The following is a 20927-nucleotide window of genomic DNA, read 5'->3' on the forward strand; positions in this document are numbered from 1 at the left end:
GATCCATGTCAACTTATCCGTTAGTTCAGGTGGAAGGCGCACTCGCGATGCCGCGCATGCGTCCACTCAATCGCGTCCCGCCGCCGTTCGGGCGCGAGTGGGCGCTCATGCCTCCGCACTTCAGTCTGCGCACCGAGCTCCAGGCACTTTATGCCGCCTTCCTGCGCACGATGTGCCTGAGCGCGGAAGCGTTCCGCCAGGTCTACCGCTGGGACTTGCATCGCCGCCGCGTTCCCGAGCCGCCGCGCCCCACGGCGGCACCGGTTGGCGGCACATTCAACGCCGCGCAGGCCCAGCGCGCCGCCGCCGATACCTTGCAGCGCCCGGCAGCCGGCGCACAGCCCGCGCGCACCGGCGCTCGCGTCGAGCGCACGCCGCCGCCGTCGCACAAGCTGACGGCCAGCGCCGTTGCCATTGGCGGCGCCGTGCTGCTCGCCTGGCTCGTGGCAAGCCATACGCAATTTGGCGAAGGCAAGGACAAAACGGTTCTGCGCGCGCCGGCGAGCCCTGCTTCGACCGGCACCAGCATGTCGACGCGTCTTTCCGACGAACGTCAGCAGCACGATCTCGCGCTGTCCGGCGCCGTGCAGGGCAATCAAAACACGCCCGCAACCACTGCCGCCCGCGCGGCCAGTGCATCGGCTGCGGTCACGGTCACACAACGCGCGGCCGCGGAAACCGCAGCCGCCCCTGCCACGCCGCATCAAGGTCCGGCATCCGCGTCGATCATCGTCACGCCGGCTGCACTGCCTGCACCCGCCCTTGCGAGTCCTTCGGCGACAGCCCCGGGCTCGAAGCTGGCAACGGCGACGCGCCCCGACTTCGCCGGGCGTACGCGCGCAAGCACGCCCCAGCGCGCCACGCTGACGGCCAAGGCCACGAAGGGCCGCCCAGTTGCCAACGCCGATGGGCGCACCTCGTACAAGGACGCCGGTCGCCATCCGGCCCACGACTTCGCGCCGCACCGCAGCGCGCCACTCGTGACGACCCAGCGCACCCACGGCATGTATTCGGAGGCCGGCGATTATTCGCCGCAGAAACCGAGCGCGACCTCAAGCGACGACTACGCGTCACTCACAACCTATGCAGGCACGCAAACGGCGCCGCGTCCGGCAAGCCGCGCAACGGTGAACGTCGACAATACGGAATGGGTGAATCACGTCTCGCAGCGCCGCGTGACCGAAGTGCCTGACAGCTTCGCGAAGTAAGCTCCCGGGCACGCCGCTGGCCTACGACCGCTTCGATTCACGCCCAGCACACAGCAAAAAGCCCCGCGAACAAAACGTTCGCGGGGCTTTTTGCTGCTGCCTCTGTTCCTGGCCTGTCGCACCGCACCGCCGCCATCCAACGGCACCGCGCGACACGACAGGAACCGAATCGCTCCCTAGCGCCGGGACCCTGGCAAGCCCAGCTCGGTTTCGCGCTGCAATTGATCCACCTGATTCTGGAGATCGCGCAACTGCGCCTGCGCCTGGATCTTCTCGGCATTGAGCGCGCGCGTATTGCCCTGCATCTGGCGTTGATAGTCATCGACACGGGCCTGCTGCGTGCGCGCCACGTCGATGTCCGCCTGCAGCCGGCGGGCACGGTCCTCATTGAGCGCGATGACGCGGTCGATGAACGCCTTCTGCGCTTCGATCTGGGTACGGCGAATCTCGACCTCGGCAAGACGCTGGGTCTGCTGCACGAAATTCGCATAGATGGCTTCCGCGCGCGTGTCGTCCTGCGAGCGAATCACGCGCCAGAAGTGCTTGTCCTGGAACAGCACCACGTAATACGTCATCTCGGGCGGATAGAAGAACAGGCTCGCGCCGTAGCTTGCGTTGTACGTCGTGCGCAACTCGACAAGCTGTGCGTCGTGGATGAGCTGCATGAGCGTGGCGACATCGCCCTGCGAAACCCCCGCCGTCGCCTGATCGTCCACCATGCCCGCGGGCGGCGGCGTGTTCGCGGGCTGCGGCGTCAGGCTGCCGAGCGACGGCCGGTTGCCCGCTACTGGAGCCACGTCGCTGGCGGGTGCGCCGGCCCATGCGACAGCGCCGTGCTGCAAGAGCGTAAAGACCGCCGCGCTCAGCAAGGCGCGACGCAGCGGGGTTGATTGCTTCATGACTGCCTGTTCCGTTCAGGATTCCGAGTAACCGCTTATTATCGCCGCCTGAAAATCTCATAAACGCCCAATAATTTCGGATAACCGACAGAACAGTCTATTACTTGTCCGAAATCACCTACTTCCCGTCAGGAATGGGAGAAGAATCTGAAGCCCTGGGGGTAAAAATCATCAGGGGGCCATCGTCAGCCCCCTGATTGTCCCTGCCGCCCGCTTTTGGTCAGAAGCGCGTCTCGCGCGCCGCACGCAAAAACGTATCGAGCAGCGGCGTGCAGTCGAGCAGTTCGGGGCCGCCCGCGCGGTGGAATTCCGGGTGCCACTGCACGCCCACGACGAACGGCGAGCGCCGGTAGCGCACCGCTTCGATCAGGCCATCGCCGGACGAAACGGCCTCGACCGTCAGATCGCGGCCAAGGCTTTTCACCGCCTGATGGTGGATCGAATTGACGATGGCCTCGCGCCTGCCCGGGAACATGCTGGCCAGCGACGAGCCCTCCGGAAAGGTGATCGCATGGCGGTGCTGATCGTAGTGCTCGCTCACGTGCACGCCCGCCGTGGGAACGTCCATGGCGATGTCCTGATAGAGCGAGCCGCCGAACGCGACATTGATGAGCTGACAGCCGCGGCACACGCCCAGCACCGGCTTGCCCGACTCGATGAACTCGTGCAGCAGTTCGAGCTCGTACATGTCCCGCACGCGGTCGCCGGGCCACTCGGGGCGCGGCGCGGTTTCCGCGTAGGTTTGCGGCGAAACGTCGGCGCCGCCTTGCAGCAGGAGGCCGTCGAGGTGCTTCGCATAGTCGCGCAGGCGGATGTTGCTCGGGTGGAGCATGCCCTGATGGCCGACCGTCGGAATCATGAAGACGATCACGTCGCGCGACATGACCCAATGCGCGATCGACTCTTCGAGATATTGCAGCGTCTTGCCGCGCAGGCCCTGTGCGCCCGGTTCCGGGTGAAAGATGCGGGCCGAGACGCCAATGCGCAGCGTCCGCTGGGTGATGCGCTGGCCGGCGCGGTCGAACAGTTGCCGGGCGCGCGCCGCGAGGATGCGCCCGAGCACCGACCAGGCCGAATCGCTGGGCCGCAGATAGCGCGGCGGTTCGGTCGGAATGGCGCCCGGCGGCGGCGGATTCTGTGCGGTGAAGTCGGGCGCCTGCCCGAAACCCGCGGGCGCGGCGCCCGGACGCGGGCTGGCCGCTGGCTGCGGCGCGGGCGGCACGCCCGCTTGCGTGGCGGCGTCATTCGTGGCGTCATTCGCGCCCGCCGCGGGGGGCGCCGGCGCCTCTTTGCCCGCATCGCCCACCACCTCGATCGGAATGCGCGGCGCAGCGGCGGCCTGGGCCGCCCGGGTCGCTTCGGCCTGCTGACGCGCCACGGCGCGCGCCGCCTCTTCACGGGCCTCGGCGGCTTCCTCCGCGCTCGAAGCGGCCCCGACCTGCGCCGAAACCGGCCCCTCGTCGCTGCCGCTGCCCGAACTGTCCGCACCGGCGGTGCCCGGCGTCACCGCCGATGCGCTCGCGGGCGCATCGGTCGACGCGCGCTGCGCGGCCTCGCCCGCAGGCGTCGCGCCCGCGGAGCCGGTCGTGCTGGCGGGCGGTGGGGGGGCAAAAGCGGGAGAAGCGGGAGAGCCTGGCGCATCGGCTTGGGCAGGACGGTCAGCGCCGCCAGGAACTTCAGGGTGGTCGGATTTGTTTTCGCTCATGACGTGGGGACGGGCGCGCCGCGCGCGCGAACGATGAACAGGGTTCCGATTATGCGTCGCACCGCATATCGCCGCCACCCCAATGCACAATCGCTCACACTCTGTTGCAGTTGGGTACGGCCGGTCAGGCACGGGCATCTCCCGCGCCCGACCGCAAACGCACCTGCGAGTCGGCCTTACGGGTCCTGCCGCTCGTCGAAGGTCTCGCGCAGCGCGATCTGCATGCTCGCGTGGATCTTCACGCACCAGCGCCACAGCAGCATCGTGAGCACCGCCGCGCACACGAGCACGCCGATCAGAAAGCCCGTGGGCGGCAGGATCGTCCCCGAGAGCGCGGCCACCAGCACGAACACGCCGATCATCGAGACGGCCGGCACGAGCTCGGCGATCGCATGGCGCAGCGCGCGCGTGAAGCGCCCCGCCTTCTCGGGCTGCACGCTCACCTCGGCGAGCAAGAGCGCGAGCGACTTCGTCTTGCGCCACACGGCCACCAGAAACGGAATCGCCAGCAGCAGCGCGGCGCTCCAGAGCACCACGCGCTGGATGCGCTCGTCGGGCACCCAGCCCGCGAGCAGCGGCAAGGCGTAGCGCGCGCCATACGAGGCGCCAATGAAGATCGCCGAGACGAGCGCGAGGTTCACGGCGACCTGCACGACGATGCGCCTCGTGAGCAAAAACAGCGTCGGCCCTTGCGCGCCATCCGAGCGCGGCATCAGGCAGCGCAGCCACTGGCTGTACAGGCCGAACACATTCGACACCGCGGGCGGCATCGCGTGCGCGAGCCGCTGCGAGAGCGGATCGGCGAAACGGATCAGATACGGCGTGGTGAGCGTCGTGATCGCCGAGACGGTCACGGCGATCGGATAGAGAAAGCCGCTCGTGACCTTAAGCGTGAGGCCGAGCGAGGCGATGATGAACGAGAACTCGCCGATCTGCGAGACCGTCATGCCCACGCGCATCGCCGTGCGGCCGTCGCGGCCCGCGAGGAAGGTGCCGAGCCCGCACGAGACGAGCTTGCCGAATACCACCGCGAGCGAGATCACGGCGATCGGCCACGCGTAGTCGACCAGCACGAGCGGATTGAGCATCAGGCCGATGGTCACGAAGAAGATCGCCGAGAACGCGTCGCGCAGCGGCGCGACCAGATGCTCGATGCGTTGCAGATGGCGCGACTCGGCCATGATCGCGCCGATCAGAAACGCGCCGAGCGCAATCGAGTAATCGAGCTTCACGACCAGCAGGCAAAAGCCGAAGCAAAAGCCGAGCACCGAGACGAGCAGCATCTCGTCGCTGCCCACGCGCGCAACGTAGCCGAGCACGCGCGGCACGACCAGGATGCCGGCGAGCAGCGACACCGTCATGAACAGCAGCAGCTTGCCGAGCGTGACGAACGCGATGCCGGGCGAGAGCTCGCCCGTCTGCGCGATGCCGCCGAGCAGCACGAGCATGGCGATGCCGAGAATGTCCTCGACGATCAGGATGCCGAACACGAGCTGCGCGAACGGCTCGCGCTTCACGCCGAGATCGGAGAGCGCCTTGACGATGATGGTGGTCGACGAAATGGCGAGGATCGCGCCGAGAAACAGCGAATCCATGGCGGCCCAGCCGAACGCGCGGCCAATCTCATAGCCGATCCACAGCATCACCACGATTTCGGAGAGCGCCGCGACGATGGCGGTCGCGCCCACCTGGAACAGCTTACGCAGGCTGAATTCGAGGCCGAGCGAGAACATCAGGAACACCACACCCAGCTCGCCCATCGTCTGGATGGTCTGCTCGTCGTGGATAAGCTGGAACGGCGGCGTGTACGGCCCGATGATCACGCCGGCCGCGATATAGCCGAGCACCACCGGCTGCTTCAGGCGATGAAACAGCACCGTGACGATCCCCGCGATCACCATCACGACTGCCAGATCCTGAATGAAGCCGATTCCCTGATGCATGCGCGGAACATCCTTACAAAATGCTATCAAAAGGACAATGTTACCCGATGCACGCGACGCGCCAAATCGCTCATCGAGAAAAAATCCACGTTCTACAATGATGTGTCCCTTGCCGCGGCGCACGGCCGCATTGCACGGCGCCATCCGCCCGCGGCAGCCTCGCCCACCATGTTGCCATCGATGCCCCCTGCCATGACCGCCACGCCTTCAACGTCTTCCGTTCCTTTCCCGCCGCTCGCCCAGCTGGCCGCCGACCTCGCCGCGGGCCGCACCACGAGCCGCGCGCTCGCCGAGGCCGCGCTCGAGCGCATCGCCGCGCCGTCGGGCCAGGGCGCCACCGTGCTCACGCACGTCGACCCCGAGCGCGTGCGCGCCGCCGCCGATGCGCACGACCGGCTGCGCGCGTCGGGCACGGTGCTTTCGCCGCTCGCGGGCATTCCTGTCTCGGTGAAAGACCTGTTCGACGTGCAGGGCGAGATCACGCGCGCGGGCTCCACGGTGCTCGCGAGCGCGGCGCCCGCGAGTGCCGACTCCCCCGCGGTCGCGCGCCTGCGCCACGCGGGCGCCGTGCTCATCGGCCGCACCAACATGAGCGAATTCGCGTTCTCGGGACTCGGTCTGAACCCGCACTTCGGCACGCCGCTCTCGCCCTACCGGCGTGACGTGGCCGGCGACGAACGCGTCGCGGGCGGCTCGTCCTCCGGAGCCGCGGCCTCGGTCGCCGACGGCATGGCCGCCGTCGCGCTCGGTACCGATACGGGCGGCTCGATCCGTATCCCGGCGGCGTTCTGCGGCCTCACCGGCTTCAAGCCCACGGCCGCGCGCATCCCGAAGGCGGGCGGCGTGCCGCTCTCGCCCACGCTCGACTCGTTCGGCCCGATCGGCAACACGGTGGCGTGCTGCGCACTCGTGGACCGCCTCCTCGCCGGGCTGGCGCCGCACGCGCCCGCGGCGCGGCACCTGGAGGGCGTGCGCATCGGCGTCCTCACGAACTACGTGACGGATGGCATCGAGCCGCACGTGGCTGAAGCGCTCGACACGGCGCTCAAGCATCTCGACGCAGCCGGCGCGATCGTCAGCGAAGTGCGCTTTTCGGCGTTCGAGCGCCTCGCCGAAATCAACCGCTTCGGCTTCTCGCCGATCGAGGCCTACGCGTGGCATCGTCCGCTGCTCGCCCAGCATCGCGACCGGTACGATCCGCGCGTGCTCGTGCGCATCCTCAAGGGCGAGCCCGCGAGCGCCGCCGACTATCTCGATCTGATCGCCGCGCGCGCCGCCGTGATGGACGAGGCGCAGGCGACGCTCTGGTCGCGCTTCGACGCCGTGATCGCCCCCACCGTGCCGATCGCACCGCCCGCGCTCGCCCCGCTCGTCGCCGACGACGATGCGTTCGCGCGCACCAATGCGCTCGTGCTGCGCAACCCGAGCGCCTTCAACTTCCTCGACGCCTGCGCGCTCTCGCTGCCGATCCACCATCCGGGCGAGGCGCCGGTAGGGCTGATGCTGGCCGGCGCGCCCCACGCCGACGACGCGCTCCTCGCCATCGGCCGCGGCGTGGAAGCCGTGCTCGCGCCGCTGCGATAACGGCAAGCGCGCAAAAAGGGCGCGACGGCACGCGCAGGCCCCGCCTGCGCGCGCTCAAGGGCACTCGCTCGCGCCGCCCACCCTTCGCGCTAGAATCCCGGGACGCCGTTGCAACCGCCTCCAACAGGAATCAGGACTTGCCCGAGGCCGGCTGCGCTATCCAACCCGAACAAACGAGTCACATGAACGACGATAACGCGCGGCTACGCCGCGAGCGCCGCCTGCTGGTCCTCCTCGGCCTGATCTGCCTCGCGCTGCTGTGCGGCGCGCTCTACTTCCAGTACGCCGAGCACCAGGACCCCTGCCCGCTGTGCATCCTCACGCGCTACTTCTTCATCCTGATCGCGGTGTTTGCGTTCCTCGGCGCGCGTTTCGCCAGTTGGCGCGCCGTGCGCACGCTCGAAGCGCTCGTGGCGATTTCGGCCGCGGGCGGCATCATCGCTTCCGCCAAGCTCGCCTGGGTGCAGGCGGTGCCGAACTTCAGCTGCGGCTTCGACACGCTGCAGCCCATCGTCGACGCCCTGCCGCCCGCGCACTGGCTGCCCGGCGTCTTCAAGGTCCAGGGCCTCTGCGAAACCACCTATCCGCCGATCCTCGGGCTCACGCTGCCGCTCTGGTCGGTGCTCGCGTTCGCGGTCGTGTTCGTCGCGGTGCTCGCGAGCCTGTGGCGCAACCGTCGCCGCCAGGTGGCGTGGCCCGGCATCCGGCGCTGAACGCCGCCGCGCCGCACGCCTGCCCGTGAGCGATCGCGGGCGGTGGCGGCGCCGGACATCCCCGATTTCCTCGCGGTACGCCTCTCACGGCACTCGCCCCTCTCTCCCCGCACCCCACCGCCCTCGCGGCTCGCCGCCACCCGCAAGGGAAAGGGCCCGATCATGCGGCGTTCTGTCATGGGCGCCCTCGCATAACCCCCATCTCCCACGGGGAATACTTTCCGGGCGCTGTCAGTGCTAAATTCGGAACTGGATGGCGATCTACGTGCGCGAGGCCGGACTGACAGTCAAGGCTCGCCCCGGCTCCCTGCGTAACGCGCGCCTGATCCGCAATGTCTCCCAGGTTTCACATGACAACGCAAACCATCCGCTTCGTCCGTCGTGGCGCCGTGCACGAGGTGCATGACGCGCCCATTACGCGCACCGTGCTCCAGCACCTGCGCGAGGATTTGCACGTCTGCGGCACCAAGGAAGGCTGCGCCGAAGGCGACTGCGGCGCCTGTACAGTCGTCATCGGCGAGCTCGACGAAAACGGGCGTCTCGCGCTCAAGGCGGTGAACGCCTGCATCCAGTTTCTCCCCACGCTCGACGGCCGCGCGCTCTTCACCGTCGAAGACCTGCGCGCGCCCGACGGCGCGCTGCACCCGGTCCAGCAGGCGATGATCGACTGCCACGGCTCGCAATGCGGCTTCTGCACGCCGGGCTTCGTCATGTCGATGTGGGCGCTCTACGAGCGCCAGGGCGCCGACGCCGGCCTGCCCACGCGCGACGAAATCGACCAGGCGCTCTCGGGCAATCTGTGCCGCTGCACCGGCTACCGGCCGATCATCGAAGCGGCCCAGCGGATGTTCGACACGTCGAGCTATCCGCGCGTCGCGCTCGCGCGCGAGCCGCTCGAAGCGATGCTGCGCTCGATCGCGCGCCGCGACACCTTCGAGTATGGCGGCCCCGGCGCGCGCGGCGCCGCGCACGACAGCGCCACGTTCTACGCGCCGCGCACGCTCGAAGCCTTCGCGACGCTGCGCGCCGCGCATCCGCAGGCGCGCGTGCTCGCGGGCGGCACCGACGTCGGCCTCTGGGTCACCAAGCAGTTGCGAGACCTCGGCGACATCGTCTATACGGGCCAGGTCGCCGAATTGAGGACCATCACCAGCGACGCGCAGACGCTCATGATCGGCGCCGCCGTGCCGCTCGAAGAGGCCTACGCGGCGCTCGCCGCCGACTATCCCGAACTCGCCGAGCTGTGGGCGCGCTTCGCCTCGCTGCCGATCCGCAACGCGGGCACCCTGGGCGGCAATGTGGCGAACGGCTCGCCCATCGGCGACTCGATGCCGGCGCTGCTCGCGCTCGACGCCGCGGTCGTGCTGCGCCGCGCCGCGCGCGTGCGCACGCTGCCGCTCGCGGCGTTCTACACCGGCTATCAGAAGAGCGTACTCGAAGCGGGCGAGTTCGTTGCGGCGATCCGCGTGCCCCGCCCCGCGCCCACATTGCGCTTTCGCACCTACAAGGTGTCGAAGCGCTACGACCAGGACATCTCGGCCGTGTGCGCGGCATTCGCGCTCGAGATCGGCGAGGACGGCACGATCGCGAACGCGCGCATCGCGTACGGCGGCATGGCCGCGACGCCGCAGCGCGCCGCGCACGCCGAAGCGGCGCTCGCGGGCGCGCGCTGGGACGAAGCCGCCGCGCAGCGCGCCATGGCCGCGCTCGACGCCGACTACCAGCCGCTCTCCGACATGCGCGCGAGCGCCACGTATCGCCTGAAGGTCGCGCGCAATCTGCTCTGGCGCTGCTGGCTCGAAACGCGCGACGAGGCGCCGCTCGCGCTCTGCGACGTGAACGCGTTCGTGTTTGCGTCCGAGGCGGAAGTCGTCGACGAAACCGGTGCAGGCTGCGACGCAGCGCTTGCGGGAGACGCATCATGAACCGCCAGTCCGATCCGTTCGTCGTGCAGACCGCCCATGCAGCACACGCGGAGCAGGCCGCCCAGGCCGCGCTCGGCGCGCCGCTGCCGCACGAATCCGCCGATCTGCACGTGAGCGGCGAGGCGCGCTACACCGACGACATCCCCGAGCTGCACGGCACGCTCCACGCGGCGCTCGGCCTCTCGCGCCACGCGCACGCACGCATCGCGACGCTCGATCTCGCGCGCGTGCGCGCCATGCCGGGCGTGGTCGCGGTCCTCACCGCCGCCGACATTCCCGGCGAGAACAATTGCGGCCCAGTCCTGCACGACGACCCGGTGCTCGCGCGCGACGAAGTCCAGTATCTCGGCCAGCCCGTATTCGCCGTGATCGCGACGAGCCACGCACTGGCGCGCCGCGCCGCCGCGCTCGCCGCGAGCGACGACGTCGTGCGCTACGAGCCGCTCGAAGCGGTGCTCACCATCGCCGACGCGAAGGCGCGCCAGCAATACGTGCTGCCCCCGCTGCGCCTCACGCGCGGCGAGCCGGCAGAGCGCATCGCGGCGGCGCCCCACCGCATCGCCGGAACCTTCGCCGTGGGCGGCCAGGAGCAGTTCTATCTCGAAGGCCAGGTCGCCTATGCGCTGCCCGAGGAACAGGACGGCATGCTCGTCTACAGCTCGACGCAGCACCCGAGCGAAATGCAGCAACTGGTCGCGCATCTGCTCGGCTGGCCCGTGCATCGCGTGATGTGCGAATGCCGGCGCATGGGCGGCGGCTTCGGCGGCAAGGAATCGCAGTCGGCGCTGTTCGCCTGCGTGGCGGCGCTCGCCGCACACAGGTTGCGGCGCCCCGTGAAGCTGCGCGCCGACCGCGACGACGATTTCCTCATCACCGGCAAGCGCCACGACGCGCTCTACGAATACGAAGCCGGCTACGACGACGACGGACGCCTTCTCGGCGCGCGCGTGGAAATCGCGCTGCGCGCGGGCTATTCCGCCGATCTCTCGGGCGCGGTCGCCACGCGCGCGGTCTGCCATTTCGACAACGCCTACTTTCTTTCTGACGTCGAAATCGTTGCGCTCTGCTGCAAGACCAACACGCAGTCGAACACGGCGTTCCGCGGCTTCGGCGGACCGCAGGGCGCGCTCGTGATGGAGGTGATGCTCAACGGCATCGCCAAAGCGCTCGGGCGCGATCCGCTCGCGGTGCGCCGCGCGAACTACTACGGCATCGGCGAGCGCGACGTCACGCCTTATGGACAGCGCGTCGAGGACAACGTGCTCGCGCCGCTCACCGATCAACTGGTCGCGTCGAGCCGATACGCCGAGCGCCGCGCCGCGCTGGCCGCGTTCAACCGCATGAGCCCCGTGCTCAAGCGCGGTATCGCGTTCACGCCGGTCAAATTCGGCATCTCGTTCAACGTCCCGCACCTGAACCAGGCGGGCGCGCTCGTGCACGTCTATCGCGACGGCTCCGTGCTCGTGAATCACGGCGGCACCGAAATGGGCCAGGGGCTCAACACCAAGGTCGCGCAGGTGGTCGCGGGCGTGCTCGGGCTGCCGCTCGCGCAGGTGCGCGTGAGCGCGACCGATACGTCGAAAGTGGCCAACACATCGGCCACCGCCGCCTCGACCGGCAGCGATCTGAACGGCAAGGCCGCCGAGGACGCGGCGCTAGCGATCCGCGCGCGGCTCTCCGCGCTCGCCGCCGCGGAGCACGGCGGCGCGCCCGAAGATGTCGCGTTCGAAGACGGCCTCGTGCAGGTGAACGGCAAGACCCTCGCGTTCGCCGGGTTCATCGAATTCGCGTATCTGAAGCGCGTGCAACTGTGGTCCGACGGTTTCTACGCGACACCCAAGGTCCATTGGGACGCAAAGACGCTCACGGGCCATCCGTTCTATTACTTCGCCTATGGCGCGGCGGTGTCCGAGGTGGTCGTCGACACGCTCACGGGCGAATGGAAGCTCGTGCGCGCCGACCTGTTGCACGACGCGGGCCAGTCGATCAACCCGGCCATCGACATCGGCCAGGTGGAGGGCGGCTTCATCCAGGGCATGGGCTGGCTCACGAGCGAAGAGCTCTGGTGGAACCGCGACGGCAAGCTGATGACGCACGCGCCGTCCACCTACAAGATTCCGGCGATCAGCGACACGCCCGCGGCGTTCCACGTGCAGCTCTACCGCAACGAAAACGCCGAGCCCACCGTGTTCCGCTCGAAGGCCGTGGGCGAGCCGCCCTTGCTGCTGCCGTTCTCGGTGCTGCTCGCGATCCGCGAGGCGATCGGCGCGGCCGTGCCCGAGGCCCGCGAAGCCGCGCCGCTCCTCGCGCCCGCCACGCCCGAAGCGATCCTCGACGCGATCGAAGCGCTCGAGACGCTGCGCACGCGCACGGCAGGCGCGCCGGCCGCCGCCCCAACAGAAGTCGTCGTCAAGTAGGAGAACTGCCGGATGCAAGCCTGGGTCACCGATCTTCAACACCTGCTCGCGCATGGCGACGCCGCCGTGCTCGTGACCGTCGCGCGCGTCGAAGGCTCGGCGCCGCGCGAGGCCGGCACGAAGATGATCGTCACGCGCGAGGCCGCACGTCATACGATCGGCGGCGGCCACCTCGAATGGAAGGCCATCGAGACCGCGCGCCAGGTGCTGCGCGACGGCATGCGCATGCCGCATGCACGGCGCCTCAAGCGCTTTGCGCTTGGGCCCAGCCTCGGCCAGTGCTGCGGCGGCGCGGTCGTGCTCGCGTTCGAGCGCCTCGACGTGTCCGACCTCGGCTGGCTCGCCACGCTCGCGCGCCGGCTCGCGGCGGGCGCATCGACCGTTCGTAGCGTATCATTCCGCTCCTCGCGGAATGGGACGCCCGCCGGTGCACCCACCGGCGTCAATCAGCCCGAAGCCGATGGCGCGGCGGTGGCCGTCATGCTCTCGGAGCCCGAGCCCGGCGTGGAAACGCCCGATTGCCTGCTCTGGGACACAGGCGCCGCCAGTCAAGGCGACGGCACGCTGCTGCTCACCGAAACCGTCGCGCCGAACGACTGGCCCGTCGTGCTGTTCGGCGCGGGCCACGTGGGCGCGGCGCTCGTGCGCGTGCTCGGCACGCTGCCGTGCCGCGTGCGCTGGGTGGACGCGCGCGACGCCGCGTTTCCCTCGCCGGAAGCGTTCGCGGCGCTTAACGCGCCCAACGTCGCGATCGACGCCAACGACGCACCCGACGAAGCCATCGACGCCGCCCCGCCCGGCACGAGCTTCATCGTGATGACGCACGATCATTCGCTCGACCTCGAACTCGCCGAGCGCATCCTGCGCCGCGGCGACTTCGTGTTCTTCGGCATGATCGGCTCGCACACGAAGCGCAAGCAGTTCGAGCACCGGCTCGCCGCGCGCGGCATCGACCCGCTGCAAATCGCGCGCATGAACTGCCCGCTCGGCGTGGACGGCATCGTCGACAAGTCGCCCGAAGTGATCGCGATCTCGGCCGCCGCGCAATTGCTGCAGGCGATCGAGGCGGCAACGGCGGCCATGCATGCGCCAGGGCATGCAGGCGTTGCGGCTCCGGGCACAACCCATTCCGCGTGATGTCATTCACTGAACGAACCTGATCGACCAAACCATGACCATCACGACCCCAGTCAACCCGCTCGTAGAAAAAGCCGCGCGCGCACCGAAGGCCGAGCTGCACATCCATATCGAAGGCTCGCTCGAACCGGAGCTGATCTTCGCGCTCGCGCAGCGCAATCACGTCAAGCTCGCGTACGAATCGATCGACGCGCTGCGCGCGGCCTACGCGTTCACCGACCTGCAGTCGTTCCTCGACATCTATTACGCAGGCGCGAGCGTGCTGCTCAAAGAGCAGGACTTCTACGACATGACGATGGCCTACTGCGAGCGCGCGCTCGCGGATAACGTCGTGCACTCCGAAATATTCTTCGATCCGCAGACGCACACCGAACGCGGCGTGCCGATCGACACCGTGGTCGCAGGCATCGACCGCGCGCTCGCCGACGCGGAAAAGCGCGGCCTCACGAGCAAGCTGATCCTCTGCTTCCTGCGCCATCTGAGCGAAGAAGACGCGCTCGCCACCTTCGACGCCGCGCTGCCGCTTTTCGAACGCTATCCGCGCATGATCGGCGTGGGGCTCGACTCGTCCGAGCGCGGCCATCCGCCCTCGAAATTCGAGCGCGTGTTCGAGAAGGCGCGCGCGCAGGGGCTCAAGCTCGTCGCGCACGCGGGCGAGGAAGGCCCGCCCGCCTACATCTACGAAGCGCTCGATCTGCTCAAGGTCGATCGCGTCGATCACGGCGTGCGCAGCATCGAAGACAAGGCGCTCGTCACGCGTCTCGCCGATACGCGCGTCGCCCTCACCGTCTGCCCGCTCTCGAATACCAAGCTCTGCGTCTTCGACGACATGACGCAGCACACACTCAAGCAGCTGCTCGACGAAGGCGTCGCGGTGACCGTCAATTCCGACGATCCCGCCTACTTCGGCGGCTACGTGAACGAGAACTACAGCGCGATCATCGTCGCGCTGAAGCTCGACGACGACGAGGTGTACACGATCCTGCGCAACGGCTTCGAAGCGTCGTTCGTGACACCCGAAGAACGCGTCGCGCTGATGGCGAAGCTCGATCGGTACTGGAGCGGCGCCGTGGCCTGACCCGCGCAGGACGTAGCTCAGGGCTTCACCCTCGATGAGGTTGAGGACCGGCGCTCGCGCGCCGGGCCCGGGGCTTTTGCGCGCCGCGTTTTCAGGAGCGGCGCACGCCGCGCGCCATTTGCGAAACCGCAAGGCGCGCACGAAACCTGCTCATGAATACCTGAAATTTTCGGAGACGTTGTTCCCATGACTCAATCGGCTTATCGCGCAAAACTGTTGACGTTCACCGGCGACCCCGCGCAGTCGCCCGACGCCGCCGTATTCCACGAAGACGGCGTCGTGATCGTCGAGGACGGCCGCGTCGCCGCCTCGGGCGCGTGGTCCGCGCTGCGCGCCAGCGTGGCCGACGGCGCGACGGTGCACGACCTGCGCGACAAGCTGATCGTGCCCGGCTTCATCGACACGCACATCCACTACCCGCAGACCGACATGATCGCCTCGCCGGCGCCGGGCCTGCTGCCGTGGCTCGAGACCTATACGTTCCCGACCGAGCGCGGCTTTGCCAACGAAAACGTGGCGTTCGAGACCGCGCGCTTTTTCGTCGACGAACTGCTCTCGTGCGGCACGACCACGGCGCTCGTCTACTGCTCGGTGCACAAGCAGTCAGCCGATGCGCTGTTCACGGCGAGCGAAGCGAAGAACATGCGCATGATTGCGGGCAAGGTGCTGATGGACCGCAACTGCCCCGAGTTCCTGCGCGACACGGCCCAGAGCGGCTACGACGACAGCGCCGAACTCATCTCGCGCTGGCACAACAACGGCCGCCAGATGTACGCACTCACGCCGCGCTTCGCGCCCACCTCGACCGAGGCGCAGCTCGAAGCGTGCGAGGCGCTCGCGAAGGCGCACGGCGACATCTTCATCCAGAGCCACGTCGCCGAAAATCTCGACGAAGTAAAGTGGGTGAAGGAGCTGTTCCCGCGCCAGCGCAGCTATCTCGACGTCTACGATCATTACGGACTCCTGCGCCGGCGCGCCGTGTACGGCCACTGCATCTGGCTCGACGACGAGGACCGCCGCCGCATGGCGCAAACCGGCACGGTGGCGGCGCACTGCCCGACCTCGAACCTGTTCCTCGGCAGCGGCCTGTTCGACTTCGACAAGGCCAACGAATCGCAGATGCCCGTCACGCTCGCCACCGACGTGGGCGGCGGCACCTCGTTCTCGATGCTGCAAACGATGAACGAGGCGCACAAGGTCGCGCGCATGGGCGGCCATCACCTGACGGCCACGCGCATGTTCTGGCTCGCCACGGCGGGCGCAGCGGCCGCGCTCGATCTCGCCGGGACGATCGGCACGCTCGCGCCGCAAAGCGAGGCGGACTTCGTGGTGCTCGATCCGCAGGCGACGCCGCTGCTCGCGCGCCGCACCGCGCGCGCCGAATCGCTCGAAGAGCTGCTGTTCGCGTTTGCGCTGCTCGGCGACGACCGCGCCGTGTTCGAGACCTACGCGGCCGGTGCGCGCGTGCATAGCCGCCGCGACCGTGACCAGGCGAAGCGCTGATCGCCGCAAACCCGACGGCCTTGGCGAAGCCAGGCGTCGGATAACCCCGATGCTATAATCCACCCCTCATTGGGGAGTAGCCGCCCCGCTCCGTGCCGCCCAGCGAGCCCCCGGGTTTGCCGCGCGCCGCGCACGTCGAAGCGGGGGCGTCCGTCAACAGACTTGGCCCGCGCGGCCATGGCGGACGCAGCCTTTGCAACTCGGGCCTGGCGAGACCGATGACCCATGACCGCCGCAACAGGGCCCGGCGGGTCGTGGGTCGTCGCTCGCATTCATCCCGGCCCGAGGATCACCAAAACGTGAATCAAGCCTTTCTCGTCTCCACCGGCGCGGTCGCGCTCGCCGAAATCGGCGACAAGACGCAGTTGCTCTCGCTCGTGCTCGCGGCGCGCTACCGCAAGCCCATGCCGATCATCCTCGGGGTGCTGGTCGCCACGCTCGTCAATCACTCGGGCGCGGGCGCGCTCGGCGCCTGGCTGGGCTCGCTCATCACGCCCTCGGTGATGCGCTGGGCGCTCGCCGCCTCCTTCGTCGCCATGGGTTTCTGGATACTCGTGCCCGACAAGCTCGACGAAGGCGAAGCCAACGTCAACCGCACGCGGCTGGGCGTGTTCGGCGCCACCGTCGTCACCTTCTTTCTCGCCGAGATGGGCGACAAGACGCAGATCGCGACCGTCGCGCTCGCGGCGCGCTTTCACGACTTCTTCGGCGTGGTGGCCGGCACGACGCTCGGCATGATGATCGCCAACGTGCCCGCGATCCTGCTGGGCGACCGCTTCGCCCACAAGCTGCCGACGAAGCTCGTGCACGGCATCGCCGCCGTGCTGTTCGTGGTGCTTGGCGTGTTTGCGATTATGGGCGTGGGCGTCTGAGAAACGTTTGAGAAACTACTTCGCCGGGGCGGCCCCCGGCGCGGCCCCATTGGGCGCCGCTGCGGACGCCTCGTTCGGCGCCACGCCGTTCTTGTCCACGGGCAGCTTCACCTGCTGCACCGAGCCGTTCTGCAGCGGGAAGTTCGAGAGCGCGCTGCGCACCAGATACGGCATCACCCGCACGAGCGATGGATCGTCGCCCGACGTGCGCGCGGTGACGTTATAGACTTCCTTCCCGCTCGCTTTGTCCGTGATGCGGATGCCGAGCGCATGCGAATAGACCGGATAAGTCTGGTTCACGTAGGCCGGGCCCCAAGGTCCCCAAGGCCCCCACGGATTGATCGGCCCCCAGTATGGCGAAGGCCAGGGGTTGTAGAACACGGGCTGCGGGACCGTCACCGTATCCATGCGGCTGCCGTAGGCGAGGCCCACGAGATAGCGCGCCTGCCGCTCGGGCACCTGGCGGAACGCGTACGACGAGAGCCCGTCGGCGACGAAATTCTCGTAAGTCGATTGCTCGATGCTCTGCTGCTGCTCCGGATTGCGCGTGAACGCGTAGGTGCGCGTGGCGTCGCTGCCGCCATCCCACGCGGAGAACGCGGTCACCTGGCTCGTCACGTAGGTGGTGCAGCCGGAGAGCGTCACGGCGAGCGCCGCCAGCATCATCAGCGCGCGGCGGGTCCATCGGTCGGGCATCATGGTCTTCTCGTTGCAGTCTTGCCAGTGGTGGTGAAAGCGCGGTCTTCTTCGCGGGCGTCTTCGCTGTCTTCCTGACAGCAGGCCCCGATCATACTGACTCACGCGCCGCCGGGAAAGTTCGGGCGCGCGTCGCAACGCATGCCTTCGGGCCACATCGGACAAGCCGGGCGAGCCTTTGTACAATGGGGCGGTCGGCCGTGCCCCGCGCGGCCTCCCTATATCGCCATCCGACCCGAAGCTTCCCCGCACGAGACCATGTCCGATACCGCCACGCCCACCGTGATCCGCCGCGAAGACTACGCGCCGCCCGCCTTCCTGATCGACACCGTCGACCTCGAATTCGACCTCGTGCCCGAGCGCACCGTCGTCAAGAGCACGCTGCGCGTGCGCCGCAACCCCGATGCGAAGCCCGCGCCGCACCTCGAACTGATGGGCGAGCAGCTCGAATTCATCGGCGCGCAGATCGACGGCCACGCTTACGAGAACGTGCACGCGCACGAGCACGGCCTGACCGTCGAAAACGTGCCCGACGCGTTCACGCTCACGCTCACCGGCGCCTGCAACCCGGAAGCCAATACCACGCTCTCGGGGCTCTACGTCTCGAGCGGCAACTTCTTCACGCAATGCGAAGCCGAAGGCTTTCGCCGCATCACCTGGTTCCTCGACCGTCCCGACGTGATGTCGACTTTCACCGTCACGCTGCGCGCCGATAAAACCGCGTACCCGGTGCTGCTCTCGAACGGCAATCTGATCTCGGAAGGCGAGCTACCCGACGGCCGCCACTATGCGAAGTGGGAAGACCCGTTCCGCAAGCCGAGCTATCTGTTCGCGCTGGTGGCGGGCAAGCTCGTCGCGCTCGAAGAGCGGATCAAGACCGGCTCGGGCAAGGAGAAGCTGCTGCAGGTCTGGGTCGAGCCGCACGACCTCGACAAGACGCGCCACGCGATGGATTCGCTGATCCACTCGATCCGCTGGGACGAGCGGCGCTTCGGCCTCGAGCTCGATCTCGACCGCTTCATGATCGTCGCCGTGAGCGACTTCAACATGGGCGCGATGGAGAACAAGGGGCTCAACATCTTCAACACGAAGTACGTGCTCGCGAACCCCGAAACGGCCACCGACATCGACTTCGCCAACATCGAGGCCGTGGTGGGCCACGAGTATTTCCACAACTGGACCGGCAACCGCGTGACCTGCCGCGACTGGTTCCAGCTGAGCCTCAAGGAAGGCCTCACGGTGTTCCGCGACCAGGAGTTCTCGGCGGCGATGTCGGGCGGCGACGAAAACGAAGCCGCGCGCGCGACCAAGCGCATCGAGGACGTGCGCGTGCTGCGCCAGATGCAGTTCGCCGAGGACGCGGGCCCGATGGCGCATCCGGTGCGCCCCGAGAGCTACGTCGAGATCAACAACTTCTACACGATGACCGTCTACGAGAAAGGCGCGGAAGTCGTGCGGATGTATCAGACGCTGTTCGGCCGCGACGGCTTCCGAAAAGGCATGGATCTGTACTTCCAGCGCCACGACGGCCAGGCCGTGACCTGCGACGACTTCCGCCGCGCGATGGCCGACGCCAATGGCCGCGACCTCGCCCAGTACGAGCGCTGGTACAGCCAGGCGGGCACGCCGCGCGTGAGCGTCACCACCGACTATGACGAAGCCGCGCAACGCTATCGCGTGACGCTCGCACAGGGCTACGCGAACGGCTCGCCGGCCGCGCGCGAAACGCAGAAGGGACCGCTGCTGATCCCGTTCGCGATCGGCCTGATCGGCCCCGACGGCGCGGACCTGCCGCTCAAGCTCGAAGGCGAAACGAGCGCCCATGCCGCGGCGGCCACGACGCGCGTGCTCGAACTCACCGAAGCGCAGCAGACCTTCACCTTCGTCGACGTCGCGCACAAGCCGCTGCCCTCGCTGCTGCGCAACTTCTCGGCGCCGGTCGTCGTCGAGTACGACTACAGCAACGACGAACTCGCGTTCCTGCTCGCGCACGACAGCGATCCGTTTAACCGCTGGGAAGCGGGCCAGCGCCTCGCCACGCGCGAACTGCTCGCGCTTGCCGCGCGCGCCGCCGCGGGCCAGCCGCTCACGCTCAACAACGCGCTCGTCGAGGCCTTTGGCCAGGTGCTGACCGACGCCTCGCTCTCGCCGTCGTTCCGCGAACTCGCGCTGATGCTGCCTTCGGAAACCTATCTCGCTGAGCAGATGGCGCAGTCCGATCCCGCCGCCGTGCACGCCGCGCGCCAGTTCGTGCGCAAGGGTCTCGCCGCCGCGCTCAAGGCCGAATGGCTCGCCGCCTGGCAGGGCAATCTCACGCCGGGCGCCTACGAGCCCACGCCCGAAGCCGCAGGCCGCCGCGGCCTGAAGAATCTCGCGCTCTCGTACCTCTCCGAGCTCGACGACCCCGCCGATGCCGTGCGGCTCGCGACCGCGCAATACGACGCCGCGAACAACATGACCGACCGCGCGGCTGCGCTTTCGGCGCTGATGAACGCGCAGTCAGCACAAGCGGGCGGCGACCACGCGAAGAAGGCACTCGAAGACTTCTACGCACGCTTCGAGAAAGAGCCGCTCGTCATCGACAAGTGGTTCTCGCTGCAGGCCACGCAGCGCGGCACGGCGCAGCATCCGACGATCGAGACCGTGCGCGCGCTCATGCGCCATCCGGCCTTCAATCTGAAGAATCCGAACCGCGCGCGCTCGCTGATTTTCAGCTTCTGCGCGGTGAACCCCGCGCAATTCCACGCGGCGGACGGCTCGGGCTACGCATTCTGGGCCGACCAGGTCATCGCGCTCGACGCCATCAACCCGCAGGTTGCCGCGCGCCTCGCACGCAATCTCGAACTGTGGCGCCGCTTCACGCCGGCGCTGCGCGACGCCATGCGCGCCGCGCTCGAGCGGGTCGCCGCGCAGGCGAAGTCGCGCGACGTCCGCGAAATCGTGGAAAAGGCGCTGACGTAAGCCCGAACATCGCGCGGTGCAGATGCAGCGTTGCTGCGCCGCGCAGTTCTCCTCATGCCCCGTCATGCACCCTGCCGGCCTTCGTGGCCGGCATTTTTGTGTGTATTTTTTCTGCATTATTTTTCGGTTTGCCGCGCGCTCCGGCACGCTCGCGCGGATTTTTCCCGCTTGACTGAACGCCCCGCCCGGCGCGCCAGGCCGCGCACCGGCGGCTTTTTTGCAGTGCCGCACGCGGGCCGCGCCCCGTCCAGCAGGTAGAATTGCGCTATCCCCAAGCGCATCCGGA

14 protein-coding genes and 1 riboswitch are annotated in these 20927 nt (G+C 68.3%); of the genes, 10 read left to right on the plus strand and 4 right to left on the minus strand.

Annotated elements, in window-relative coordinates; translation table 11 throughout:
* The first annotated feature begins 5 nt into the window (after positions 1-5).
* Positions 6-1208, plus strand: coding sequence for a hypothetical protein (locus tag U5775_RS03230; protein WP_322056676.1), 1203 nt, complete (start codon positions 6-8; stop codon positions 1206-1208).
* 176 nt (positions 1209-1384) lie between these two features.
* Here the strand turns inward: U5775_RS03230 and U5775_RS03235 are convergent, their stop codons facing one another.
* The 3 genes from U5775_RS03235 to U5775_RS03245 form a co-directional block, all read right to left on the minus strand.
* Positions 1385-2107 carry a DUF2968 domain-containing protein gene (locus U5775_RS03235; protein WP_322056677.1) on the minus strand — a complete coding sequence of 241 codons (723 nt, stop codon included), beginning with the start codon at positions 2105-2107 and terminating at the stop codon, positions 1385-1387.
* A gap of 220 nt (positions 2108-2327) precedes the next feature.
* On the minus strand, positions 2328-3812 hold the full coding sequence (locus U5775_RS03240) for a gamma-glutamyl-gamma-aminobutyrate hydrolase family protein (protein ID WP_322056678.1): 1485 nt from the start codon (positions 3810-3812) through the stop codon (positions 2328-2330).
* 176 nt (positions 3813-3988) lie between these two features.
* Positions 3989-5755 (minus strand): cation:proton antiporter, encoded by a 1767-nt coding sequence (locus tag U5775_RS03245; RefSeq protein ID WP_322056679.1) that lies wholly within the window; start codon positions 5753-5755, stop codon positions 3989-3991.
* A 192-nt stretch (positions 5756-5947) separates the two neighbouring features.
* On the opposite strand from U5775_RS03245, the gene U5775_RS03250 reads away from it, so the two are divergent.
* The 8 genes from U5775_RS03250 (at position 5948) to U5775_RS03285 (ending at position 16984) form a co-directional block, all read left to right on the plus strand.
* Positions 5948-7339, plus strand: a complete 1392-nt coding sequence (locus U5775_RS03250; protein ID WP_322056680.1) for an amidase — start codon at positions 5948-5950, stop codon at positions 7337-7339.
* A gap of 182 nt (positions 7340-7521) precedes the next feature.
* Positions 7522-8052, plus strand: coding sequence for a disulfide bond formation protein B (locus tag U5775_RS03255; protein WP_322056681.1), 531 nt, complete (start codon positions 7522-7524; stop codon positions 8050-8052).
* A 350-nt stretch (positions 8053-8402) separates the two neighbouring features.
* Positions 8403-9977 carry a xanthine dehydrogenase small subunit gene (xdhA, locus tag U5775_RS03260; RefSeq protein WP_322056682.1) on the plus strand — a complete coding sequence of 525 codons (1575 nt, stop codon included), beginning with the start codon at positions 8403-8405 and terminating at the stop codon, positions 9975-9977.
* The gene (gene xdhB / locus U5775_RS03265; protein ID WP_322056683.1) at positions 9974-12394 is read left to right on the plus strand and encodes a xanthine dehydrogenase molybdopterin binding subunit; all 2421 of its coding nucleotides are present in this window, start codon (positions 9974-9976) and stop codon (positions 12392-12394) included. The genes xdhA and xdhB overlap by 4 nt, the downstream gene beginning before the upstream one ends.
* Positions 12395-12406: 12 nt before the next feature.
* Positions 12407-13531, plus strand: a complete 1125-nt coding sequence (gene xdhC, locus U5775_RS03270; RefSeq protein ID WP_322056684.1) for a xanthine dehydrogenase accessory protein XdhC — start codon at positions 12407-12409, stop codon at positions 13529-13531.
* 34 nt (positions 13532-13565) lie between these two features.
* Positions 13566-14609 carry an adenosine deaminase gene (locus tag U5775_RS03275; RefSeq protein ID WP_322056685.1) on the plus strand — a complete coding sequence of 348 codons (1044 nt, stop codon included), beginning with the start codon at positions 13566-13568 and terminating at the stop codon, positions 14607-14609.
* Between the two features lie 186 nt (positions 14610-14795).
* Positions 14796-16112: a guanine deaminase gene (gene guaD / locus U5775_RS03280; protein WP_322056686.1), complete on the plus strand. Its 1317-nt coding sequence runs from the start codon at positions 14796-14798 to the stop codon at positions 16110-16112.
* A gap of 59 nt (positions 16113-16171) precedes the next feature.
* A riboswitch (yybP-ykoY riboswitch) is annotated at positions 16172-16320 on the plus strand.
* A gap of 91 nt (positions 16321-16411) precedes the next feature.
* Complete coding sequence (locus U5775_RS03285; RefSeq protein WP_322056687.1) at positions 16412-16984, plus strand: TMEM165/GDT1 family protein; 573 nt, start codon at positions 16412-16414, stop codon at positions 16982-16984.
* Positions 16985-16999: 15 nt separating this feature from the next.
* On the opposite strand, the gene U5775_RS03290 is transcribed toward U5775_RS03285, so the two are convergent.
* Entirely contained in the window at positions 17000-17683 is a 684-nt protein-coding gene (locus U5775_RS03290) for a DUF4136 domain-containing protein (RefSeq protein WP_322056688.1), read from the minus strand.
* A gap of 255 nt (positions 17684-17938) precedes the next feature.
* Between U5775_RS03290 and pepN the strand changes: the two genes are divergently transcribed.
* Positions 17939-20641, plus strand: a complete 2703-nt coding sequence (pepN, locus tag U5775_RS03295; protein WP_322056689.1) for an aminopeptidase N — start codon at positions 17939-17941, stop codon at positions 20639-20641.
* Positions 20642-20927: the final 286 nt, after the last annotated feature.

Origin of the sequence: Paraburkholderia sp. J63, from assembly GCF_905220245.1 — a bacterium.
GTDB lineage: Bacteria > Pseudomonadota > Gammaproteobacteria > Burkholderiales > Burkholderiaceae > Paraburkholderia.